This is a genomic window from Pseudobutyrivibrio ruminis CF1b (assembly GCF_000424005.1).
Classification (GTDB): Bacteria; Bacillota; Clostridia; order Lachnospirales; family Lachnospiraceae; genus Pseudobutyrivibrio; species Pseudobutyrivibrio ruminis_C.
On record NZ_AUJB01000004.1, the window covers coordinates 52931 to 72278 of the forward strand.

At 35.3% G+C, this 19348-nt stretch carries 21 protein-coding genes and 2 tRNA genes; 8 read left to right on the forward strand and 15 right to left on the reverse strand.

Translation table 11 applies throughout. The annotated features are described in order from the left end of the window. Positions 1-45: 45 nt before the first annotated feature. On the forward strand, positions 46-204 hold the full coding sequence (locus tag G592_RS17460) for a hypothetical protein (protein ID WP_155942134.1): 159 nt from the start codon (positions 46-48) through the stop codon (positions 202-204). Between the two features lie 50 nt (positions 205-254). Here the strand turns inward: G592_RS17460 and G592_RS0101655 are convergent, their stop codons facing one another. The 11 genes from G592_RS0101655 to G592_RS16830 form a co-directional block, all read right to left on the reverse strand. Beyond that, positions 255-839: an NUDIX hydrolase gene (locus tag G592_RS0101655; RefSeq protein ID WP_051194704.1), complete on the reverse strand. Its 585-nt coding sequence runs from the start codon at positions 837-839 to the stop codon at positions 255-257. Positions 840-874: 35 nt separating this feature from the next. Continuing rightward, complete coding sequence (locus G592_RS0101660; RefSeq protein ID WP_028246284.1) at positions 875-1816, reverse strand: DUF1848 domain-containing protein; 942 nt, start codon at positions 1814-1816, stop codon at positions 875-877. A gap of 134 nt (positions 1817-1950) precedes the next feature. Then, the gene (locus tag G592_RS18115; RefSeq protein WP_081660281.1) at positions 1951-2076 is read right to left on the reverse strand and encodes a transcriptional regulator; all 126 of its coding nucleotides are present in this window, start codon (positions 2074-2076) and stop codon (positions 1951-1953) included. 315 nt (positions 2077-2391) lie between these two features. Continuing rightward, positions 2392-3165, reverse strand: coding sequence for an ABC-2 family transporter protein (locus tag G592_RS0101665; RefSeq protein WP_026653665.1), 774 nt, complete (start codon positions 3163-3165; stop codon positions 2392-2394). Then, a complete protein-coding gene (locus tag G592_RS0101670; protein ID WP_028246285.1) occupies positions 3165-3947 on the reverse strand; it encodes an ABC-2 family transporter protein in 783 nt (260 codons plus the stop codon). The genes G592_RS0101665 and G592_RS0101670 overlap by 1 nt, the downstream gene beginning before the upstream one ends. After that, on the reverse strand, positions 3944-4909 hold the full coding sequence (locus tag G592_RS0101675; protein ID WP_026653608.1) for an ABC transporter ATP-binding protein: 966 nt from the start codon (positions 4907-4909) through the stop codon (positions 3944-3946). The genes G592_RS0101670 and G592_RS0101675 overlap by 4 nt, the downstream gene beginning before the upstream one ends. After that, positions 4906-5709 carry a UPF0489 family protein gene (locus G592_RS0101680; protein ID WP_015548220.1) on the reverse strand — a complete coding sequence of 268 codons (804 nt, stop codon included), beginning with the start codon at positions 5707-5709 and terminating at the stop codon, positions 4906-4908. Before G592_RS0101680 ends, G592_RS0101675 begins: the two co-directional genes overlap by 4 nt. A 29-nt stretch (positions 5710-5738) precedes the next feature. Beyond that, the gene (locus G592_RS0101685) at positions 5739-6875 is read right to left on the reverse strand and encodes a YcaO-like family protein (RefSeq protein WP_028246286.1); all 1137 of its coding nucleotides are present in this window, start codon (positions 6873-6875) and stop codon (positions 5739-5741) included. 55 nt (positions 6876-6930) lie between these two features. After that, complete coding sequence (locus tag G592_RS17465; RefSeq protein WP_015548221.1) at positions 6931-7095, reverse strand: hypothetical protein; 165 nt, start codon at positions 7093-7095, stop codon at positions 6931-6933. 204 nt (positions 7096-7299) lie between these two features. Beyond that, on the reverse strand, positions 7300-8001 hold the full coding sequence (locus G592_RS0101695) for a sigma-70 family RNA polymerase sigma factor (protein ID WP_015548222.1): 702 nt from the start codon (positions 7999-8001) through the stop codon (positions 7300-7302). Continuing rightward, the gene (locus G592_RS16830) at positions 8001-8861 is read right to left on the reverse strand and encodes a helix-turn-helix domain-containing protein (RefSeq protein WP_051194705.1); all 861 of its coding nucleotides are present in this window, start codon (positions 8859-8861) and stop codon (positions 8001-8003) included. The genes G592_RS0101695 and G592_RS16830 overlap by 1 nt, the downstream gene beginning before the upstream one ends. Positions 8862-9215: 354 nt before the next feature. Between G592_RS16830 and G592_RS15310 the strand changes: the two genes are divergently transcribed. The 5 genes from G592_RS15310 (at position 9216) to G592_RS0101725 (ending at position 14657) form a co-directional block, all read left to right on the forward strand. Next, the gene (locus G592_RS15310) at positions 9216-9569 is read left to right on the forward strand and encodes a DUF3847 domain-containing protein (protein ID WP_051194706.1); all 354 of its coding nucleotides are present in this window, start codon (positions 9216-9218) and stop codon (positions 9567-9569) included. After that, positions 9570-11057 carry a MobQ family relaxase gene (gene mobQ, locus G592_RS15315; RefSeq protein WP_051194707.1) on the forward strand — a complete coding sequence of 496 codons (1488 nt, stop codon included), beginning with the start codon at positions 9570-9572 and terminating at the stop codon, positions 11055-11057. It begins immediately after the preceding gene. A gap of 12 nt (positions 11058-11069) precedes the next feature. Further along, positions 11070-11687, forward strand: a complete 618-nt coding sequence (locus G592_RS15320; protein WP_051194708.1) for a CHC2 zinc finger domain-containing protein — start codon at positions 11070-11072, stop codon at positions 11685-11687. Next, positions 11647-13029, forward strand: coding sequence for a virulence-associated E family protein (locus G592_RS0101720; protein ID WP_242830134.1), 1383 nt, complete (start codon positions 11647-11649; stop codon positions 13027-13029). Before G592_RS15320 ends, G592_RS0101720 begins: the two co-directional genes overlap by 41 nt. A 185-nt stretch (positions 13030-13214) precedes the next feature. Beyond that, positions 13215-14657 carry a tyrosine-type recombinase/integrase gene (locus G592_RS0101725; protein WP_028246288.1) on the forward strand — a complete coding sequence of 481 codons (1443 nt, stop codon included), beginning with the start codon at positions 13215-13217 and terminating at the stop codon, positions 14655-14657. A gap of 6 nt (positions 14658-14663) precedes the next feature. Here the strand turns inward: G592_RS0101725 and G592_RS0101730 are convergent. The 3 genes from G592_RS0101730 to G592_RS0101740 form a co-directional block, all read right to left on the reverse strand. Further along, positions 14664-14736: transfer RNA gene (locus G592_RS0101730), tRNA-Gly, on the reverse strand. Positions 14737-14921: 185 nt separating this feature from the next. Further along, complete coding sequence (locus tag G592_RS0101735) at positions 14922-15455, reverse strand: hypothetical protein (protein WP_028246289.1); 534 nt, start codon at positions 15453-15455, stop codon at positions 14922-14924. A gap of 19 nt (positions 15456-15474) precedes the next feature. Continuing rightward, the gene (locus G592_RS0101740) at positions 15475-16710 is read right to left on the reverse strand and encodes a transglutaminase domain-containing protein (RefSeq protein WP_028246290.1); all 1236 of its coding nucleotides are present in this window, start codon (positions 16708-16710) and stop codon (positions 15475-15477) included. Between the two features lie 251 nt (positions 16711-16961). Between G592_RS0101740 and G592_RS0101745 the strand changes: the two genes are divergently transcribed. Both G592_RS0101745 and G592_RS0101750 read left to right on the forward strand, forming a co-directional pair. Further along, positions 16962-17034: transfer RNA gene (locus tag G592_RS0101745), tRNA-Gly, on the forward strand. A gap of 258 nt (positions 17035-17292) precedes the next feature. Further along, on the forward strand, positions 17293-17970 hold the full coding sequence (locus G592_RS0101750) for a DUF3800 domain-containing protein (protein ID WP_028246291.1): 678 nt from the start codon (positions 17293-17295) through the stop codon (positions 17968-17970). Between the two features lie 53 nt (positions 17971-18023). On the opposite strand, the gene G592_RS16835 is transcribed toward G592_RS0101750, so the two are convergent. Beyond that, complete coding sequence (locus G592_RS16835) at positions 18024-19205, reverse strand: hypothetical protein (RefSeq protein ID WP_051194709.1); 1182 nt, start codon at positions 19203-19205, stop codon at positions 18024-18026. Positions 19206-19348 lie beyond the last annotated feature (143 nt).

The window sequence follows — 19348 nt, forward strand, 5'->3', positions numbered from 1 at the left end:
CAAAAAGAATGTTTTATCTATAACTTTTGCAAGGGGGTATCTGTGATGTTTGATTTTGGTATATTTCAGGACCTTAAGGCCGAAGGAATTAGTAAAGATTTAATTGAAAGCATAACTGAACGTATCCAGCAGAAGGAAGATCAGATGCATGAGCAGTCTGCTACCTGGGGCATTTTCATGACGCCTAATACGTTCAACAGATAATAGAATAAAGAATTTAAGCGGATACCATTTGGTACCCGCTTTTTTGATGCTTATTTTTCTGATAGTAAAAGTGCAAGTATATGGGACATCTGTGGAAATTCCCCTGACTTGATTAAATCATCCACTTCCTGTCTGGTGTATAGATGCACATTTAAGAATTCCGTATCATCAAGCTTCTGGCCTGCCACCTTGCGACAGTTCTTTGCCACGTATATATTAGCGTAGTTATCTGCCATAGTTGCATTTGATGGGACTCTGAAAATGTATTTCCAATCGTCAGATTCATAGCCTGTTTCTTCAAGAAGCTCTCTTTTAGCTGCATCAAGGGCCGCCTCTACCTGTGCTGGATCGTTGCAGCTGCCGTATTCTTTACCATCAAGTCGCTCGAGACCACCTGCACAAAACTCCACAGTCACCTTATTAATACCATGACGGAATTGCTTCACACAGATGTATTTTCCTTCCTCGTCTGTGGCAACAATAACAACGTAATCTCTTCTGCTGTAATTATAAAATGGCTCGAAAATTGTTCCATCTGGAAGCTTGTATGCACACTTTCTAAAATCAATGTACTCATCTTCCACTATGTGCTCACAGGAGGTTAACTCCCACTCTAAATCCTTGTCTGTTTGCATTTTATGTCCCTCCATTTTATCTTTTAAATACCTTATCAAATAAACTGAAAAATATCCATCTGGCCATCAACCCATGATTTCTGTTCGACGTCATGAATTATATCGTCAGGTCTGTAGCTCCCCATTAGGAATGGCGAATCTGGATTGTGCTGGCCCAGATTTATCTTCACCTGCTCAACGTCATTATTTGCATAGCAATACCTGCACAAATGGCCGCAGGTATCATAGGCACCGATATCCGCCCCAAGGAAACACGCACAGTCCTCACGGGCTGTTTTCATCTTTGACTTAGGGGGATCAAGACGCTTGCCGATGGCATTTTCATAATCAGAAAGTGTCATGCATCCCCTGCAGTCCGCACCATATTTCTCCAGGAAATCCCCTTCTGCACAAGGTTTGACTGTCATGTCGTGAGCCCTGGCGATTTCTACCATTTTCTTTCCAAGGAACACTTTATCCTCTGCCGATACTGCCTTCGCCTCAGGAAAATTCCTCTTTACCTTTTCATATATATCAATGAAACTGATTACCACTATTTTGGTGTAGCCTTCCATTTCGGAAGCCATCTTTTCAAAACTCTTCAGGTGATAATCTACCGTATATTTATCATCTATAAAGATTGGGTCATAGCGCCATCCTATGGAGTTAATTCCCACCTTTTCAGACAGATATTTGAAATCCTCTATCACCTTCCATTTGTCTGGAACATTGGGCTCCACATCCCTGTCATAGCCAGTGATTGTCACATACCAAAACTGCCCATAGCCTTCAAGCAAATCCAGATATTTAAAGAAAGGCGCAGGATTCTTGCTGCAAAATCCAATCACATCCACCACCTCAGGATCAAGCTTATACCTGCTGACCTGAGTAGGATTATATGGATTTCGAACGCAGACATATCCCTCCTTCAGCCTGTTGGCAAACCACTGTGGATAAAAGGCTGGAATGTCCGTCCTTTGCCCTGTGTTTATAATCATTCTGTAAACCGTCCTCTATTAATACGAATATTTCCACACGCTCTTCATCTGCGAAACAAGGATATCAACATCCCAATGCTTCTTGCTGTTCTTAGGAGTGTTTGGATCGTTCACGATAATAAGACCCTCATCATCTATTCGGAACTACGTAAAAGTTTCTCAAGCAATTCCACATACTCTTTAAACTGAGCCCTGCCAAATTCTGTAATAGTATAAGTTGTTTGAGGTTTATTATTTACGAATGCCTTATCAATTTGCAAGAATTTTTTACATAAAAAAGGACATCCAACCGGATGCCTTTAAAAATTTGTATTAAAAGAGCGCGAGACGGGACTCGAATCGCATTCCTTATCTTAAAATACTGATAGAAAGGGGATTCTAGCACCGCTATTTGCTTAGGGAACACCTGAGGGGTCACCTAAATCATTTTCATGTCATACAGAAGTTGGGACTTGAATTGTAACGTCACCATAAAAATACTGAAAGAAAGGGGACTCTAGCACCACACTATTACTGGGGACCCCTTAGGGAACCCCTGACAATAATTATTGAGATTTGTAAAATCATCCACATATTTAATTTGCAGACGCATATTTCGCCAAACCTCTTTTCCAAACCATCCCAACTATAATAGATAATACAACCAAAAAAATAATAAACCAAACTAATTCCACTACGCTAATATTTCCTTTAAGTATTTCGACGGGTCCATTAATCGCTGTAAAAAAAGGAAGAACCCATGTTAAAAAAAATATTATGCTATTGGGATATATAACCTTTGGTCGCGTAGACGCATCAATTAAAGATTCTGGAACTCCCATCAATTTATTAGTTTTTTCTTTCCAAAACGAAAACATAACCATTAACTGATTTACCAAGAATACAAACATCATAGCAAATGGAATAAAAATTACATATTCAATTATATTTATGCGATAGTAATTTGACTTCGAAATAATCACCATCTGAATAATAATTGCTATGACTAAATTAACCGCACTTGGAATATCTAACCTATATAATGCATAATACCAAAAGGACTTTACCGGACGAACAAAAACATAATCCAAATTTCCTTCTATAATATCATCCGATAAATTTTCATGTGCAGAAACAAACAACACTTGATACATACTTAAAATTATATTTGATGTACATATCAAAGAAAAATAATCATTTCGTGTCCAGCCAAGTATTGTATCCGAATACTCATAGTAGATAATTCCAGTTATCATTTCTATGGAAAAAAACATAATTCCAAACAATGCTACAAAAATTGAGGTACTTCTATAGACCAAGCATTCTTGAATACTTTGCGAAATAAAAACTTTATATAATCTCTTATTCATCAATTGCCCATTCCTTCATATTTTTTTAGTCCTTTAGATAGCAAAATATTATAGATATAATATAAAAATACTATCCATATTAATGTGATTAAACAGTAATATAAAATAAAAGTATTTTCCACCTGGCAAGTTAATACTTTTGTCAAAACATGTCCAACAATAGCAAATGGTGTAACTGATAAAACCATATAATATGGTTTTGGTAACAAATCAAGTGGAAAATACAAACCTCCCATAAGTAGATAAATAGCAGTTAATATTGATCTTAACGGCCACATTTGTATAATCCAAAAACCTATTGTTGAGATTACTGAAACACACATGAAAAACATTAAAAAGGCTAATAGCAAAAAAATTAATGCAAAAAACACATACAAGATATCTGCTCCTTGAGCATTAATCATAAAAAATGCCAAAATCAAATATACTGTAACCTCTAAAATTTTACTTCCCATATATCTGGCAAAACTTTCATAAAGCAAATGTATTGGTCTTAACAATAAAGTTGTAAGTTTTCCAGAATGTATTAGAGTCCCCAACCTAAAACAAGGTTCAAAAGAAAAAATAACACTAGCTACATTTGCCAATATAATATACATAATCATATTGTTATACGAATACTCACCGATATAATTATATTCATTTGATATATATATCGCTTTCCAAATAAACACAGTTGTCAAAATTTGCATAACTTTTAACGCCAACTTGACACAAGTATCAAATTTATATATCAACTGTGAACTGATTTGACTATATAAAATTCTTAGATACTTATTCATTGGTTCTCCTGTGTAAACATCTTAAATATAATTTCTTCAAGCTTTGGTACTTCCTCCCTGATTGAGACAATATTGGATATATTTACATTATTTAGAATGTTTTCGGAATCTTCATTCAAATATAATTTATATTTACAACTTTCAATTCTCTCAATTCTATATGCTTTTGCATCAAATGGTATCTTATTTTCCTTAGTCTCTATAATATAGCAATTTTGGGTACTATATTCTTTTCTAATTTCATCAATCGTCGATTCTTTAACTATTTTACCTTTGATGATGACTGCTATGCGATTAGCCATTTTTTCTATATCATTCATATAGTGACTTGTTAGGATAATAGTTGTTTTTTCCTTACTATTCAATTCATGCAAGAAATCATATATAGCATATTGACTCACAATGTCTACCCCAATAGTCGGTTCATCTAAAAACAATACTTTAGGAGAATGAATCACTGAGCAAACTAACTCAAATTTTATTCTTTCACCCAATGATAGTTTTCTGACTGGTATGAAAAGTTTATCTGCTATCTGAAGTTTTTCTGTCAAGTACTTTAACCGAACCGAAAAAGAAGCATTCGAAACATTATAAATAGCTTGAAGCATTTTAAGAGTTTCAAACGCTGGTAAATCCCAAATCAGCTGTGTCTTTTGTCCTAAAACAACTCCAATTTGTGATAAATAATTTGGAGTTTTAGAAAATGGATTGCACCCTAAACTGTCAATTGTTCCCTGCTGAGGTTTGATTATTCCAGTAAGCAACTTAATTAAAGTTGTTTTTCCGGCCCCATTGGGGCCTAGTATTCCAATAATATCACCTTCGACAATACTTAAATTTATATCGTCTAGTGCAGTTACTTCTTTTTTTTCCCTTTTACCAAAATCCAAAATTGAACCTTTTAGACCCGCTTTTTTTTCAAACGTCTCATATTTATAACTTACATTTTTACATTCAATCATATATTTATCCTATTTTCTACAAAATATTTAATTACTTCTTGTCTCGTATAACCACTACTTTCTGATTTGCAAATGATATTTAAATCAGGATTCAAGTTGTGCCTAACAAAAAAATCACGCAAAGTTGCTAAGTTAGCTTTTATTTCATTTTCTGATATTTTACATGCTGGAATTGGTTCAAGCCCAAATAATTTAACATAATACCTAGAATCCTTTGAGTAGACATTTAAGTTGCTTCCAAACGAACATCTAACTTTATTATAAATATTATTTTGTAACTCAAAGAATTGATTTCGTGTTATTTCTAATTCAATAAGTTCTCCTAAATGGTCATTACTTCCAAAATAATCTAAATCCACACTCACAATTACAGATTTATTCGAAAAATCATATATATGTGTTAAATTTGTATCCGCTCTACATGTAATTAATTTATGGATATTTCCCGCTACCTTCGTTTTAATTGGTAATAATGAAATAAAATCATTTGCCTTTTGTTCAGTATTTATACATATTTCAGAAAATCTCTCACTGTTATGATTAGATATCCAAATTACATCCTCAATAATATCCGTGTACAATAGGGGAGGAATATAATTTCCATAGTTCAATTGAGAATACGAGATTAAATCAATAGATTCATCAGTTAGATTATTTATTGCAGATTCACTTACAATAGCTTCATTCATATCACTATGATCATCTATATGAATCAAGGTAAATTTTTGTTTCTTCACTCTATGCAACTTAACAATTTCTTTAAAAGCTTCTTGATGCTCCTCTATATATACTGTCTGCATTTAAAGTCCTCATCTTTATAATTATATTTTTAATCATTAGGGACAACTGGAATACCACTTCCAACTAAATAAAATTTATCATTGCCATGTAGTATTACTTGTACACAAATTATTTGATTATAACTAAATAAAATCTTATAGCTAATATTCATTTTATTCTGCTCAATTATCTTAATCTCTTCTTGATATATTTGCTCCGCAGCGATTTCTTTTGAAGTAACATAGTCAGCAAATTGAATATCAGCACCATACTTTAGACAAAGAATCGCATTATATTTCTTCAACTCCTTAAACAACGATAGTGCGGTTACATCCTCAATTTTATTCTGTGCACACTGTAGGTGATAACTTTGAAGGCATTCCAGCAATGCTCGTTCAAGAGCATATCTTGAAGACGTTGATAGTCCGCTCCCTTTAAAAGGTACTCCTGTTCCAGGATTGTCTGCAAAAACTTGATAACAAAAAAAACCATCAAATGTTTTAATATCAACAATAATAATCTCTGTGCCAATCTCAGCGGATATTGTATTATATAATTCTAATAAACTGGCAGATAATGATTTGGGATTAATAAATACAGCTTTTTCACTATGGTCGATAAATACATTATAGTAATGTTTAGAAAGTGAATATCTTTCCAATAACTCGTTTAACGCATGAATAAGAGCATCATTTAATGATGTTCCGATTGCACACCCAGAATTCGTGCTATATTTTTTTATAGATACACATTTATCAGGAATACTATTGTTATAAACATTCCATAATGCAGTTGGGAAAAAAATCTTATTGTTTCCATCAAAAAATTTTGTAGCACCAATTATATCATCAGGCGATAGATTTTCTTTCAAGACCTTTACAGCATATTCGTTTTGTATTATTCCATCACAAATTGATGAAATAGGTACACTCATCTCAGAGTTTGAACTATTTTGATAAATATAATGTTCTATTGCCTCATAAATAGCACTTGCTAATGACTGATTTGAATACCCTTTTCCATTTCCCTGTACAGTGCCATTTAAAATCACACTATAAGTCGACACATTACTATCAACAATAGTTTTTTTTTCACTTATTTCATAGTTTAAATTTAAGAAATCAAGGCATTGTTTTGCTAGTTCTATTGCCTCTTCAGTTTCCATTTCACGTTCATATACTGACACAATATAATCCTCATAAAAAAGAGGTCAAATTAATGACCTCTTTTCTTTCTACAAACTACTCAGCAGCATTTAAAGCTTCGATTAACATTTTTTCCTGCTGCGATACATTGATTTCACTAAAAGACTTATTGACAATGTCAGCAAGGCTGATGTCCATTAACTGATTGTCTTCTAAGATTTCAGACATCACAACATTGATTTCACTTCTTCTGTTTCCCATCGAAAAGCCCCCTCCTTTTTGTCTGAACATTCAGTCTAATCATATATGTTGTAAAATAATATATAGATATTTTTTGTTAATTTCAATGGAAATAATCAATAGAATTTCTGTGAAAAATGTCCGAATTTTTGCGTTTAATGCACATTATTCTATTTTTGTGTATTTATTATATTTAGATTATATAAAATTGAGCATAAAATACTTTCATGTGACCGAATAATCATTCATGGCTACTCTCAAATGCTGTAAACTGCTCTGCTCGATACCTTTAACAGTTTCTTTAGATTTATTAAAATGCCTAGCTGTAGCTTCAAGCGTCCTTCCTTCTCTCAGGCTAAAGCCATAGTGATAGGTGAGGACTTTTCTCGCATCTGAAGGTAAATCCTGCAATCTGATTAGCATTTTAAGGAGCATAGTTCTGTGAACAGCCAACTCACCTGTAGGATCACGGTGACTGTCAACACTTGCTTCAGCAGTTAGCTGTCCGATGTACTCATCTCTGTACCCATTAGCAGGATCATCGTCCAGAAAGATATTTGTAAGACCATCATCAACTGAATGCTTCTCAAATGTTCCAAACGTTCTTCGCCCTACATCACGCATCTTATTTCTTATAACTTCAGTAGCGTATGTTGAAAATTTAGCGCCTGCTTCTGGCGAGAATGAAAGTGCTGCATCTATCAGAGCTAGATATCCTTCCTGTATTAAATCTTCAATATCCCAGCCTCCATAGGGATTAGAATTTAGGGAGTATTCCTTTTCTACTAGGATAGCATTTGCTATAACAAGACCTTTGTTAGCAAGAATGAGGAGCTGTTTGGCATTGTCATCACCAGATTGAATTTTGGTACAAAGCTCTTGATTAAATCGACTTAGACGTTCATTGTGTGTAAGGCTTCTTTTCATTATTTCTTATCAAAAAGAGCCACCACCTTATAGAACCATCTTATTGGTGTTCTTAATGCCTTTACCATTTTTTCATTTGCTCCCTGCTCCAATAATGACTTTTCAGTAGCAGTCATCATTATGTCAATCTTTTCATCAGTAGATAGATTTTTCTTAGATTTCCCCTTATATTCTTCTACGAATGTATTGAATACTTTTCTATTTAAGTCAGAAGTACGATTTAGGCCATTGGCTTTTATTTCTTCCTCAGATTTCTTTTTGATTTCTCGAACAGCAGCTTCTATTCTATGGATAATCTGGTCAAATTCATATCTTGAAGCAGTAAACTTTTGAGATTTTATTTCTTTAATGTCATTTTGAAATTCTTCAACATCAGTTATTTCATTGATGTCAACTTCATCTTCCAAAAACTCAGCGGTGCAGCTTAACAAATCATTTCTAATCTTGTACGTTTCATCCATCTGTCCTGAAAAGTAAATTGCCATAGACTTTGTTGCTTGACGAAAGTTTTTATTAAGTAATAGCTCATTTACAACATCAGGATTTACATTATCAGTCAGCAAATGCTTGACTGCTTCAGCAGATAAACCAAGCTCACCTATATCATGATAGAAAGGCTCTGGATTATCAGTTAATCCTAAAATAAAGTCAGTAGAGACATTATAAAGGTCAGCTAAAGCTTTTAAGCTTTTTCCAGTGATTGAATCTACACCACCTGATTCCATTCTTCCATAGGTGGCATTGCTTACTCCGATAGCCTTAGCAACATCACCTTTATCTAAACCTTTTTTTCTTCTTAATTGCTCAAGTCTTTTTGGTCTATCTTCAGGCAAAAAGACATCTAATTCCATAACATCCATTAATAATCTCCCTTATAAAAACGCTCCAAACGAATGTTTCATCCTATTGTAACATTTTCATATTTGAAAGAAAATCCCAATTCAGTTTCCATAATTCTCCAATATTTTCATCTTTGTTTGATTTGAGACCTGCCTCAGTTTTTATCCGTATTATCTATTAGAAGCCCCAAAGTGGAGACTTGCTAAAGCCCCTTATTTTAATAAGGGCGCACTTCTATACCTCTTCAAGAGGTATGTGCGTTTTGCCTTCGCAAAAGTCTTCCCGACTTCGTCGATTTTGCGTTCGCTATCGCTCCGGGATTGCAGGCAATCGTGCAAGACACTATTAACAAAAATCTGAAAGGAACCAATATTATGGAAAACAAAGAAACAATTGTAGAGGGCTATACTATTAGCTCCAAACTAACAAAAGCACTATCAGATTATGAAAAAGCTGAGGCTATTCATCAAAAAACGCTAAAGCGTTGTGAACAGCTTGAGCACAAAGTCACTTTACTAGAAAACAGAATTGAATATCAGAAGAAGCAGGAAAGAAAACGAAGAACACACAGACTATGCACAAGAGCAGGTCACATTGAATCACTTCTTCCTGAAACAAAAGAGCTAACAGATAACCAGTTCATGGCATTCTGTGATGCTCTTTTTTCTTATCCGAAGATGAAGGAACTTGTCAGCAAACTACTAGCCAAAGTAAAGGAGGAAAACTAAATGGCACTTTATCATTTTCATGTATCTCAAGTTAGTCGAGGAAAAGGACAAAGTTGTTTGGCAAGCGATGCATATATTACAGGAACAAGACTCATTGATGACTACTATGGCGATGTCCATGATTACACCAAAAAGCAAGGCGTGCTCTTTACAGAACTTCTACTTCCTGATTATGCGCCAGAAAGATTGCATGACCGTGAAGTATTATTTAATGAACTTGAAGTAATTGAAAAACATCCTAAAGCGCAACTGTGTTACTCCTTTGATTTTTCTCTCCAAAATGAATTGAGTTATGAAGAAAACTTAGAAATTGCCCAAAAATTCATTAAGGAAAATTTCTTATCAAAAGGAATGATTGTAGATTATGCAATTCATAATCCAGATAAACATGGCGGCATCCCAAATCCACATGTTCACATGCTCATTCCCATACGCCCTCTTAATGAAGATGGAACCTGGGGAGAAAAACAAAAGCGAGAATATCTTATTGATGAGAATGGCGAAAGAATTAAAAAGCCAAATGGCAAATATGATTTTAAATCTGTACCGACAACTGACTGGGGAAATCCTGAAACGCTTGATGCCTGGAGGAAAGCTTATGCAGATATCTTTAATAAGGCATTTGAAGAAAAGGGACTTGATTGCAAAATAGACCATCGTTCTTATTCAGCGCAAGGACTTGAGCTACTTCCAACTATTCATGAAGGACCTCAGGTAAGAGCAATGGAAGCAAAGGGGATTAAAACTGAAATCGGTGATGAGAACCGTAGGATAAAGGCTTTTAATGAAATGATTAAAAAGCTATCTACAAACCTTATTGATATCTTTGAATGGCTCTCAAATTTCATAAAAGAATGTCATAAGCAAAAAATATACGTTCCATCACTAGGTGAGCTTGTTTCTGATTATTATGACAAGCGCTATATCAATGCATGGAGTAACAAAGCAAAGGTAAAAAATTTAAAAGAAAGAGCTGCTGTGATATTTTTCTTATCCCAAAACAACATTAGCACTTTTGAAGAACTTAAGGATTTTGTTCATGCATCATATGGAAAAGTTAATGAACTTCAGGAGGATATTTCAGAGATTGATAAAAAGATTTCTAAAATCAATGATGCATTTCGCTATCGTCAAATGTTGGCTGAAACAAAACCTATCTATGACAAGCAGTTTTCTTTTCGTTTAAAGAGGAACCAAGAGAAGTATGTGGCTGAACATAGAGATGCACTTGATAAATATCATTTAGCCAAACGAATGCTTGATAATTATTGGTACGGCAGAAAGCCAAACTGGGAAGTTGCAAAAATTAATTTAAGCAATCTTGAGAAATCTAAATCCCAAAAGCAACAACTTTATAAAGACTATAAGGTAACAGCTAGTGAAGCCTATAAGATAAGAAAGATTGCAGAGGAAATGATTAAAAAGCCTGCGACTAACATTCCGGTTCATCAAGTAACTAAAAAACGCAAATACGAATTAGGTCGATAGGAGGAATAACAATTGAATTATTTTACAGAGATCAAGTCAGCTGTTTCCATTGAGGAAGCCGCTTCTTTTTATGGTATCAACTACAACAATAATAAAATGTGTTGCTGTCTTTTTCATAAGGATAGACACCCTAGTATGAAGCTTAATAAAGATTATTACTACTGCTTCAGCTGTGGAGCACATGGTGATGTAATTAACATTGTCCAACAGCTTTACAACTTAAGTCCTATTGATGCTGCAAAGAAAATCTGCTTAGACTTTAACTTAAATCCCAAGAGCGATAGTTATAGCTATTCATCAATAGTAAAAGAAAAGAAAAAGGAAATTGAACACAAGAAGGAACTCGAAAGAGCATTTGCGAAGAATCGTCGTGATGCTCTTTTTATTTTGCATGAGTATCACGGTCTACTTCTTAAATGGAAAAGAGAACTAGTTCCAAATGATATGAATCTTGATAATGCAAATCCTCTTTTCCTGGAAGCACTCAATAACTTTGACCGTATCGATGCAATGATTGATGAGCTGACCTACGGAACAATGAAAGAACAAATTGACTTTATTAAAACATTTGACAAGGAGGTTTCTAAAATTGAAAAACGAATCACTGAATTTAATTCCGCAGGATACTAAAGTGCTTGAAGCACTCTTTAAAAGCAACGGATATACACTAATAACAGATACAGATGAATCCGAAGAATGGACATCAAAGCTTGAACAGGATGCTAAAGGGAAAATCAAGCAGACAAATAATAACTGCACCTTAGTGATGGAAAATGATTCTCTTTTGGCAGGTGCTATTAAGAAAAATGAGTTAAGTGGAGGCATCGATATTGTTAAAGATCTTGGTTGGAACAGGAACGGAAAATCTCTTACAGACACAGATATAGATAACATCATCATTTATCTGGAAAGGAACTATGATCTTCACGTAGACAGAATGATAGAACGTGCTATCAGAGTTGTTGCAAATCAGAATTCCTATAACCCAATAAAAGATATGTTAAATGGTCTTAAGTGGGATGGAAAACCAAGACTTGAAAAAGCTCTTAGTCATTTCCTGGGAGTAGAAAAGACACCTATAAACATAGAGGCTTTAAAGCTATTTATGTTTGGCGCAATAGAAAGAGTCTTTAATCCAGGCTGCAAGTTTGAATACATGCTTTGCCTTGTTGGTGGACAGGGAGCAGGAAAATCTACATTCCTTCGTTTTTTAGCAATGTATGATAACTGGTTCTGCGATGATATCAAGCAGCTTAGTGATAAGGAAGTATTTGAAAAACTTCAGGGACATTGGATTATAGAGATGCCTGAGATGACAGCTATTCTACATGCTAAATATGTTGAGGACACTAAGGCATTCCTAAGCAGGCTATCTGACACATATCGAGCTCCATATGATAAGTATGCACAGGACCATCCAAGAATATGTGTATTCGCAGGTTCATCTAACACCATTCAATTTTTACCACCTGACAAATCTGGTAACAGACGATTCATTCCAATAGAAGTTCATATGGAAAAAGCTGAAACTCATATCTTGGAGAATGAAAATGAATCCAGATATTATTTCGCTCAGATGTGGGCTGAAGCCATGGAGATATATAGAAGTGGTAACTACAAGCTTGCATTTACAAAAGAACTTCAAAAGGAGCTTGTAAGGCTTCAGTCAAAATATACACCTGAAGATCCTATGGAAACTGCAATACTAAATTTCATAGAAGAAAATCAGCCTGAATACGTTTGTGCAAAGATGCTATATGTGGAAGCTTTAGGCAATAGCCCGTATTCATCCACAGCGTCATGGGAATCTAAGGCTATAGGCGAAATAATGAATCAGAAATGTCCTGATTATAGGAATATTGCAAGCCATGTATTCAAAGACTATGGCAAGCAGCGAGCCTGGGTTAATACAAAAAAGCCTGATTTTAAACCAATAACTGATGATGAGGAGAAGGAACTACCTTTTAAGTAGACCTCCTCCTTTTTTGTTGCCCTTTTTTCATAGAGCAACAGATAAACGGATAAACAGACAAAACTAAACATTTTGATTTTCATAAACAATGATTCTTTTTTTTGGAAAATCGCTGTTTATGTGTTGCTCGGAGTAGTTAAGCCTTTGTCGGCTTGCTGCTCCTTTTTTTATTTGGAGGAGGATACATGAAGCAAAAAGGAAAAAATATTGAGATTATTAAACTAATGTACAAACTTCAAGCTGATGTAGAGAGCTTGAATTCAGAGATTAATCTAGGTATCATTGATGCAAGCGGTGCTAGAGATGAATTAAAACTATTGAACATTAAACAACAGAGGTTACGTGATCAGCTGGTCTTTTCAAATCATGTAACAAATGATGGACAGCCACGTAACATCAAGCATCACACACCAACCGCAGGTGATCCGAAGGATTACTATATCACCATTATGGCTGATGGTAAGAGGATTAAAGCTGTAAGCTACGATAAGCTTATCGACAAGCTTTACAACTACTATGCCGAAGGCTTGTTGGACTTTTCAGTTAAATCAGTATTTGAAGCTGCTCTCAAAGAAAAGGCAGCTACTGAGAATCCGAAGCCTAGAACTATAGAAAAGAACAGAGGGGATTTTAACAGATTTATCAGTGAAGTCTTTGCCAAAAAAGATATAAGAGCTATTACTGAGATTGATTTGAAGAAATACATCCAGGAATGGGTTACTGAAACACATCCCAAGCAGAAAACTTTTCTTAGTTTCAAGGGCATTCTCAATTTAATCTTTGAATATGCATTTATTCATAAGATAACTGTAGAAAATCCTGTCAGCTACATTAAAAACAGACCTTATATGAAGTCATGCGATACTTCTAAAGCTAAATCTGAAGAAAAGATTTTCTCTCCTGAGGAAATCCAGATGCTAAAGGATGAAGTAAGAAATCGTATTGGCTCAGGTACTAAGCGTTATGGTGATTATTACATCAATGGCTATGCTATGTTATTTGCTATTGAAACTGGTGTCAGAGTTGGTGAATTGTGTGCGCTAAAGTGGGAGGATATCCACGAAAACTATATCCACATTCATGCTCAGCAATTATATCAAAACGTGGATGGTAAAAAGGAAGTATATTATGCTCCTTACACCAAAAACGAGAAAGGCATATCTGAGGACGGAAGACAGTTTCCACTTACTAATGCTATTGCATCATTACTTGGTGAAATCAAGGAAAAGCAAAAGAAACTAGGGATTGAATCAGAATTTATCTTCTGCAACGAAGATGGAAGATGGATTATTGAAGAAGCCTACACATCATTTCTTCGTAGACTATGCCGTTCAAAAGGACTTAGCGTAACTAATAACCACGCTTTTCGCATGTCCCTTAATTCAAATGTGTTAATTCCAATGGGAATATCTGTAGCTGATAGAGCTGCTATGTTAGGACATTCAATTGAGACTAACTTGAAGTACTACAGCTATGCACAGAAAGATTATCTAGAAGATGTGAAAGCAAAACTGGATGCGATGGGTACAACACCTCAGGGAACACCTGGGGGCCACCCAAAAATCATTCCTTTCGCAAAAAAAGAAAGCCCAGAAAACTTGAATTATCAAGCATTCCAGACTCTCTAACCATCGAGCGCGAGACGGGACTCGAACCCGCGACCCCCACCTTGGCAAGGTGGTGCTCCACCAACTGAGCCACTCGCGCTTAGTGCCATTTTTTGAAGCTCTGCTTCAAAATAATGGTGCCAATCTCAGCCAACTTGGAAGCGGCTTTGATTGCTGTCATCTCTCGACGACAATGGTTATTCTATAGGAATAATCCTCATAAGTCAAGGGATTTTCTAAAGTTGCAAAGCTTTAAAAAATCCCTTTGTTTTTCAGAATATTCTATTAGTTCTTAAGACTGTCATACTCGATAGAAATAAGGCTGTCACCATCAAAAATAAACACTAATATAACGTCACCATGTCTGAATTTGAGGGAGCTAGAAGTCTCCTCAGTAGGATCGCCATATGCAGCAAGAATGTCTTCCTTTGAGCTAGATAAGTCGATGCCTTCCTTTGTGGCTACATTATCTGTTCTAAGAGCTACATAAAGAATTAAATCTTTATCTCCTTCAGGGTATGTCTGAATCTGGATATCATCATATGTATAAAGATGACCATCTCCCTGCCCTGCACAGCTTGGTGATGTAAATTCTTCCTTAGGCTCTCCAAGCTTTTCAAGGACAGGTGCAACATCAGCATCTACTGATATTTCAACTCCATTATATGAAAATCCAAATCCCGCTGCACCAGTCTCACTGTTTGTAGCTGTTGAGCTTGTATTACCTTCGATTACCTTTGTGTCAGATGAGCCTCCACATGCAACAAGTGAGAGCGCCATTGCACCAATCATTCCAAGTGTTAAAAGCTTCTTTTTCATTGTAAAATTCCTCCAGTTTTTATTGTATAGTAGGGTACTTACTTGGATCGTAATTATGTGTGTTTTTGTGCGCATTTGAATATGCCCACAAATCAGCATCATGCCAATAGAATATCAAAGTACCATCGAGCTGTAAATTAGGATCGTAGTGATACCAGCCTTCGCCTATATCGATAAGCAACCAGTAATGGCCTCTTGTATCGCGAATCTTTTCGATTTCCATATTTTTGATTCCAAGGCGATTAAGTAAAACCTCTGCCGTTTTCTGTTTTACTGTACAATCTCCGACATGATAGTACATTCCTTTATAAGCAGCTGAATATAAATCATCTATTCCTGCTGTTTCTGAATAGGTAATATTATTAACCACCCAGTTGAATACAGCTTTTGCCTGAGCCTTCTGATCCATACCGTCTTTAATAATATCTGTAAGAACTGCATCAGCTAATGCATTTACATTTTCTTCTGTAGCCTCGGAAATTTTTGCTGAGACGATTTTTACCGTTGTAGTTTTTTTTGTCTCATTTCCAGCGGCATCTCTGGCAATATATGTAAGATTGTAAACACCACGCTTATCAACATTGACCTCGCTGTTATCTACTTCCAATGTAGGATTTTCATCCTTGTCATCAACGACCTCAATATTCTTTTTGAAAGATACTGCATCACCTTGAGCAAACTGCAATGGTTCTACTCCTTTTATCTCAGGAGGAGTGTTGTCCTCAATAACTTTACAAGGTACTGTGCAGACCGTTTGATTTCCGGCCTCATCTGTTACTACTATAGAAGCTTCGAATTCACCTTCCTTTGTGAAATCGTATTCCTCAGCAAAATCAATAGTGCAATTAGTAACATCATTAACACTTTCTACCAAGTCCGCCGCAGAAGGTGCCTGAGCCGTTACATACATATCTACTGAATCGGTAGCAAGCTGTACCTCTGGAGCAACAGTATCCTGAACGTGAAGAATTGTCTTATCTGTTACAGTTCCAAAGACTGGCATTTCCCAGGCAATCTTTAATTCATAATCGCCAGGAACTCTTGGATCAAATTCAGAATCCTTTGTAAAATGAGCAGTTGGCTCTCCTCGTTTCAGAAATTCCGTTACATCGCAATCAGATGTACCAGCTTCTACATAAACTTCAGAATAAACCAAATCTGACTTCGTATTATAGAAGATAAATAATCCTACACCTAATGAAATAATTATTAGAAGCAGAATAATTACCAATATGACTATGCTTTTTTTCTTCATTCAATAATTCCTTTTTCATATATAAAATTAGAATAATGAGGCTAGTTTATTATATGAAATCAAGCCATTTTTTCATTTTCCTAACAAATATTAACACATAACAAAAAAAATATAAATTTTTTCTTGACTTATGATTAAAGTTCCTATAGAATAACCATTGTCGTCGAGAGATGATAGCAATCAAAGCCGCTTCCAAGTTGGCTGAGATTGGCACCATTATTTTGAAGCAGAGCTTCAAAAAATGGCACTAAGCGCGAGTGGCTCAGTTGGTGGAGCACCACCTTGCCAAGGTGGGGGTCGCGGGTTCGAGTCCCGTCTCGCGCTCTTTTAGTATAAAAAATAGGATCATCCATTTATGGGTGGTCCTATTTTTATACTAAATGAGCACTTCAATCGAGACGGGACTACAACAATGGGTACAACTGGGGTACATTCGTTGTTTTCATTGCACTGTACCTCCTTTTATAAGTTGAAAATCTTGAGGAAATATTGTAATATATTAATACAAATAAGGGCTGGTCGAAAGACCCAGGTCCATCATGGGCGGGGAAGTTCCCCGCCATTTTTATTTGGGAGTATTTTATGAAAGAAATAAGCATTTTTATTGATGAATCCGGTGATTTTGGCGAGTATGCTGTTCATTCACCATTTTATATAATCACAATGGTTTTTCATGACCAATCTATTGATATTTCCGAGGATATTTCAAAACTTGATAAAGAATTAGATTATCTTGGACTTCATGATTTATGTATCCATACCGGTCCAATTATTCGTAAAGAAGAAATATACAAACGCATGTCAATTCCTGAAAGACGTAGAGTTTTCAATAAAATGGTTGCTTTTGTTCGCCAATTAGATATCACTTATAAATCTTTTTATATTGAGAAAAAACATGTGGATGATCCGGTAGAGGCTGCTGGAAAACTTGCAAAACAAATATCCTCTTTCATCAGAGAACATTACTCAGATTTTCTTGATAGTGATCAGGTTAAAATATATTACGATAATGGACAGATTCAGGTAAGCAAAATTCTTGCTTCTGTATTCAGCGTCTTATTACCTAATCCTATATTTAGAAAAGTTTTGCCTAAGGATTATAAACTTTTTCAGGTTGCAGATTTGTTATGTACCTTTACACTAATTGAATTGAAAATAGAAAAAAATTTATATTCAAAATCTGAAGAAATATTCTTTGGAAACAGACGTGACTTTAAAAAGAATTACTTAAAACACATTAAGAAAAAAGAATGGCAGTAATATTAGAATTGGTACAATATGCTTAAGAGCCTCCAATATTGGAGGCTCTAATGTTATAATGCCAAATCTACATGAGCTACTGTGCCGGCAGCACCTGAACTTTCTTTCAGATAAATTCCCGTTTTACGTAAAACTCCATTTGTTTCACCAGCTATATCTTTATAAGAAAACTCGGTGTCTGCATTTCCAAGGTATATAGCTCCTACGTCTGCTTCTTTTAAGTTAAGAAGTTTATCATTTCCGATTTCATCTTTAGTCCAAACCTTTAATTTTGAAAAGATGGAGTCGTTTTCATCAATCCATCCATTATGGTCTTCATCATATTCTGCCAAATCACTGAATCCGTCGCCAGATTTGGTTCCAAAGAGCTCAGAGCCATCGTTTATCTTACCATCTTCATTTTTATCTAACGCCAGGAATCCGCTACCTTTACCAACGAAAGAAATATCATCATCTGTGCCATCTGAATCAATATCGAATTTGAATTTCATATCTGATACTGATGTGACATTAGAATCCATATTTATTACCAAAGGGTCTGTAAGGATTCTTGTGTATGATTCAGCTGATAGAGTATTGATTTTTTGAGATAGGCTGCGTCCAAGCTGAACCTCTACATTAAAATACAAACTTCGTCCATCGGCAGTCTGAACGGTGCCTTGGCTTGCAAAGGTTGTATTTTCATATTCTAGATGGGTTCCTTCTGTAGCCGTTATTTTCTGCCAAACTTGAGTCCTAGAAACAGACTCAGCCGAAGACAGATTTAAGGTATTCTGACTGATTCCATTTACACTAAAGCTAACGTCATTTGAATTATTATCACATCCACCAAGTACTCCCTTTTGCCAATTATTCAATTGTTCTTTTAGCTTTGTATCAAGTTTTTCTCCATTTAGTACTGCAAGAATCTTCTTTACAATGCTAATTTCTAAATCTTCAAAATCCCATTGACTTCTGCCTTGATTAGCCTCTCGAACTTGCTTTTCGTGCTCAGCCATCATATTCAAGGTGTTTTGCATATTTTTCTGTTGCTGATCCTTACGAGCCTGTTCCTCGTCTTTTTCATACTGTTTAATTGCTTCTTTGTAGGATTTTTCCCCTTCTTCAGAAAGCTGCATAATTGCACCAAGCGAGTCAATACTTGCTCGTCGTTCAATTGTAGCTGTTTCTAAATGGGTGTAAGAATAAGAATTGTGACTAGATGCCATGTTTACATGGCTGTTTTCAATCTTCATAGCGGACTCCTTTCCACAAATAAAGAGTTTATAAGGCCAAACGCGAAGACTCTTTTGCACCTCCATATGCCTAGTCTACATTCTTAATATCGGAATGTTTTATAGAAATATAACCTTATAAAATAAAAAAATGCTTCCCACAA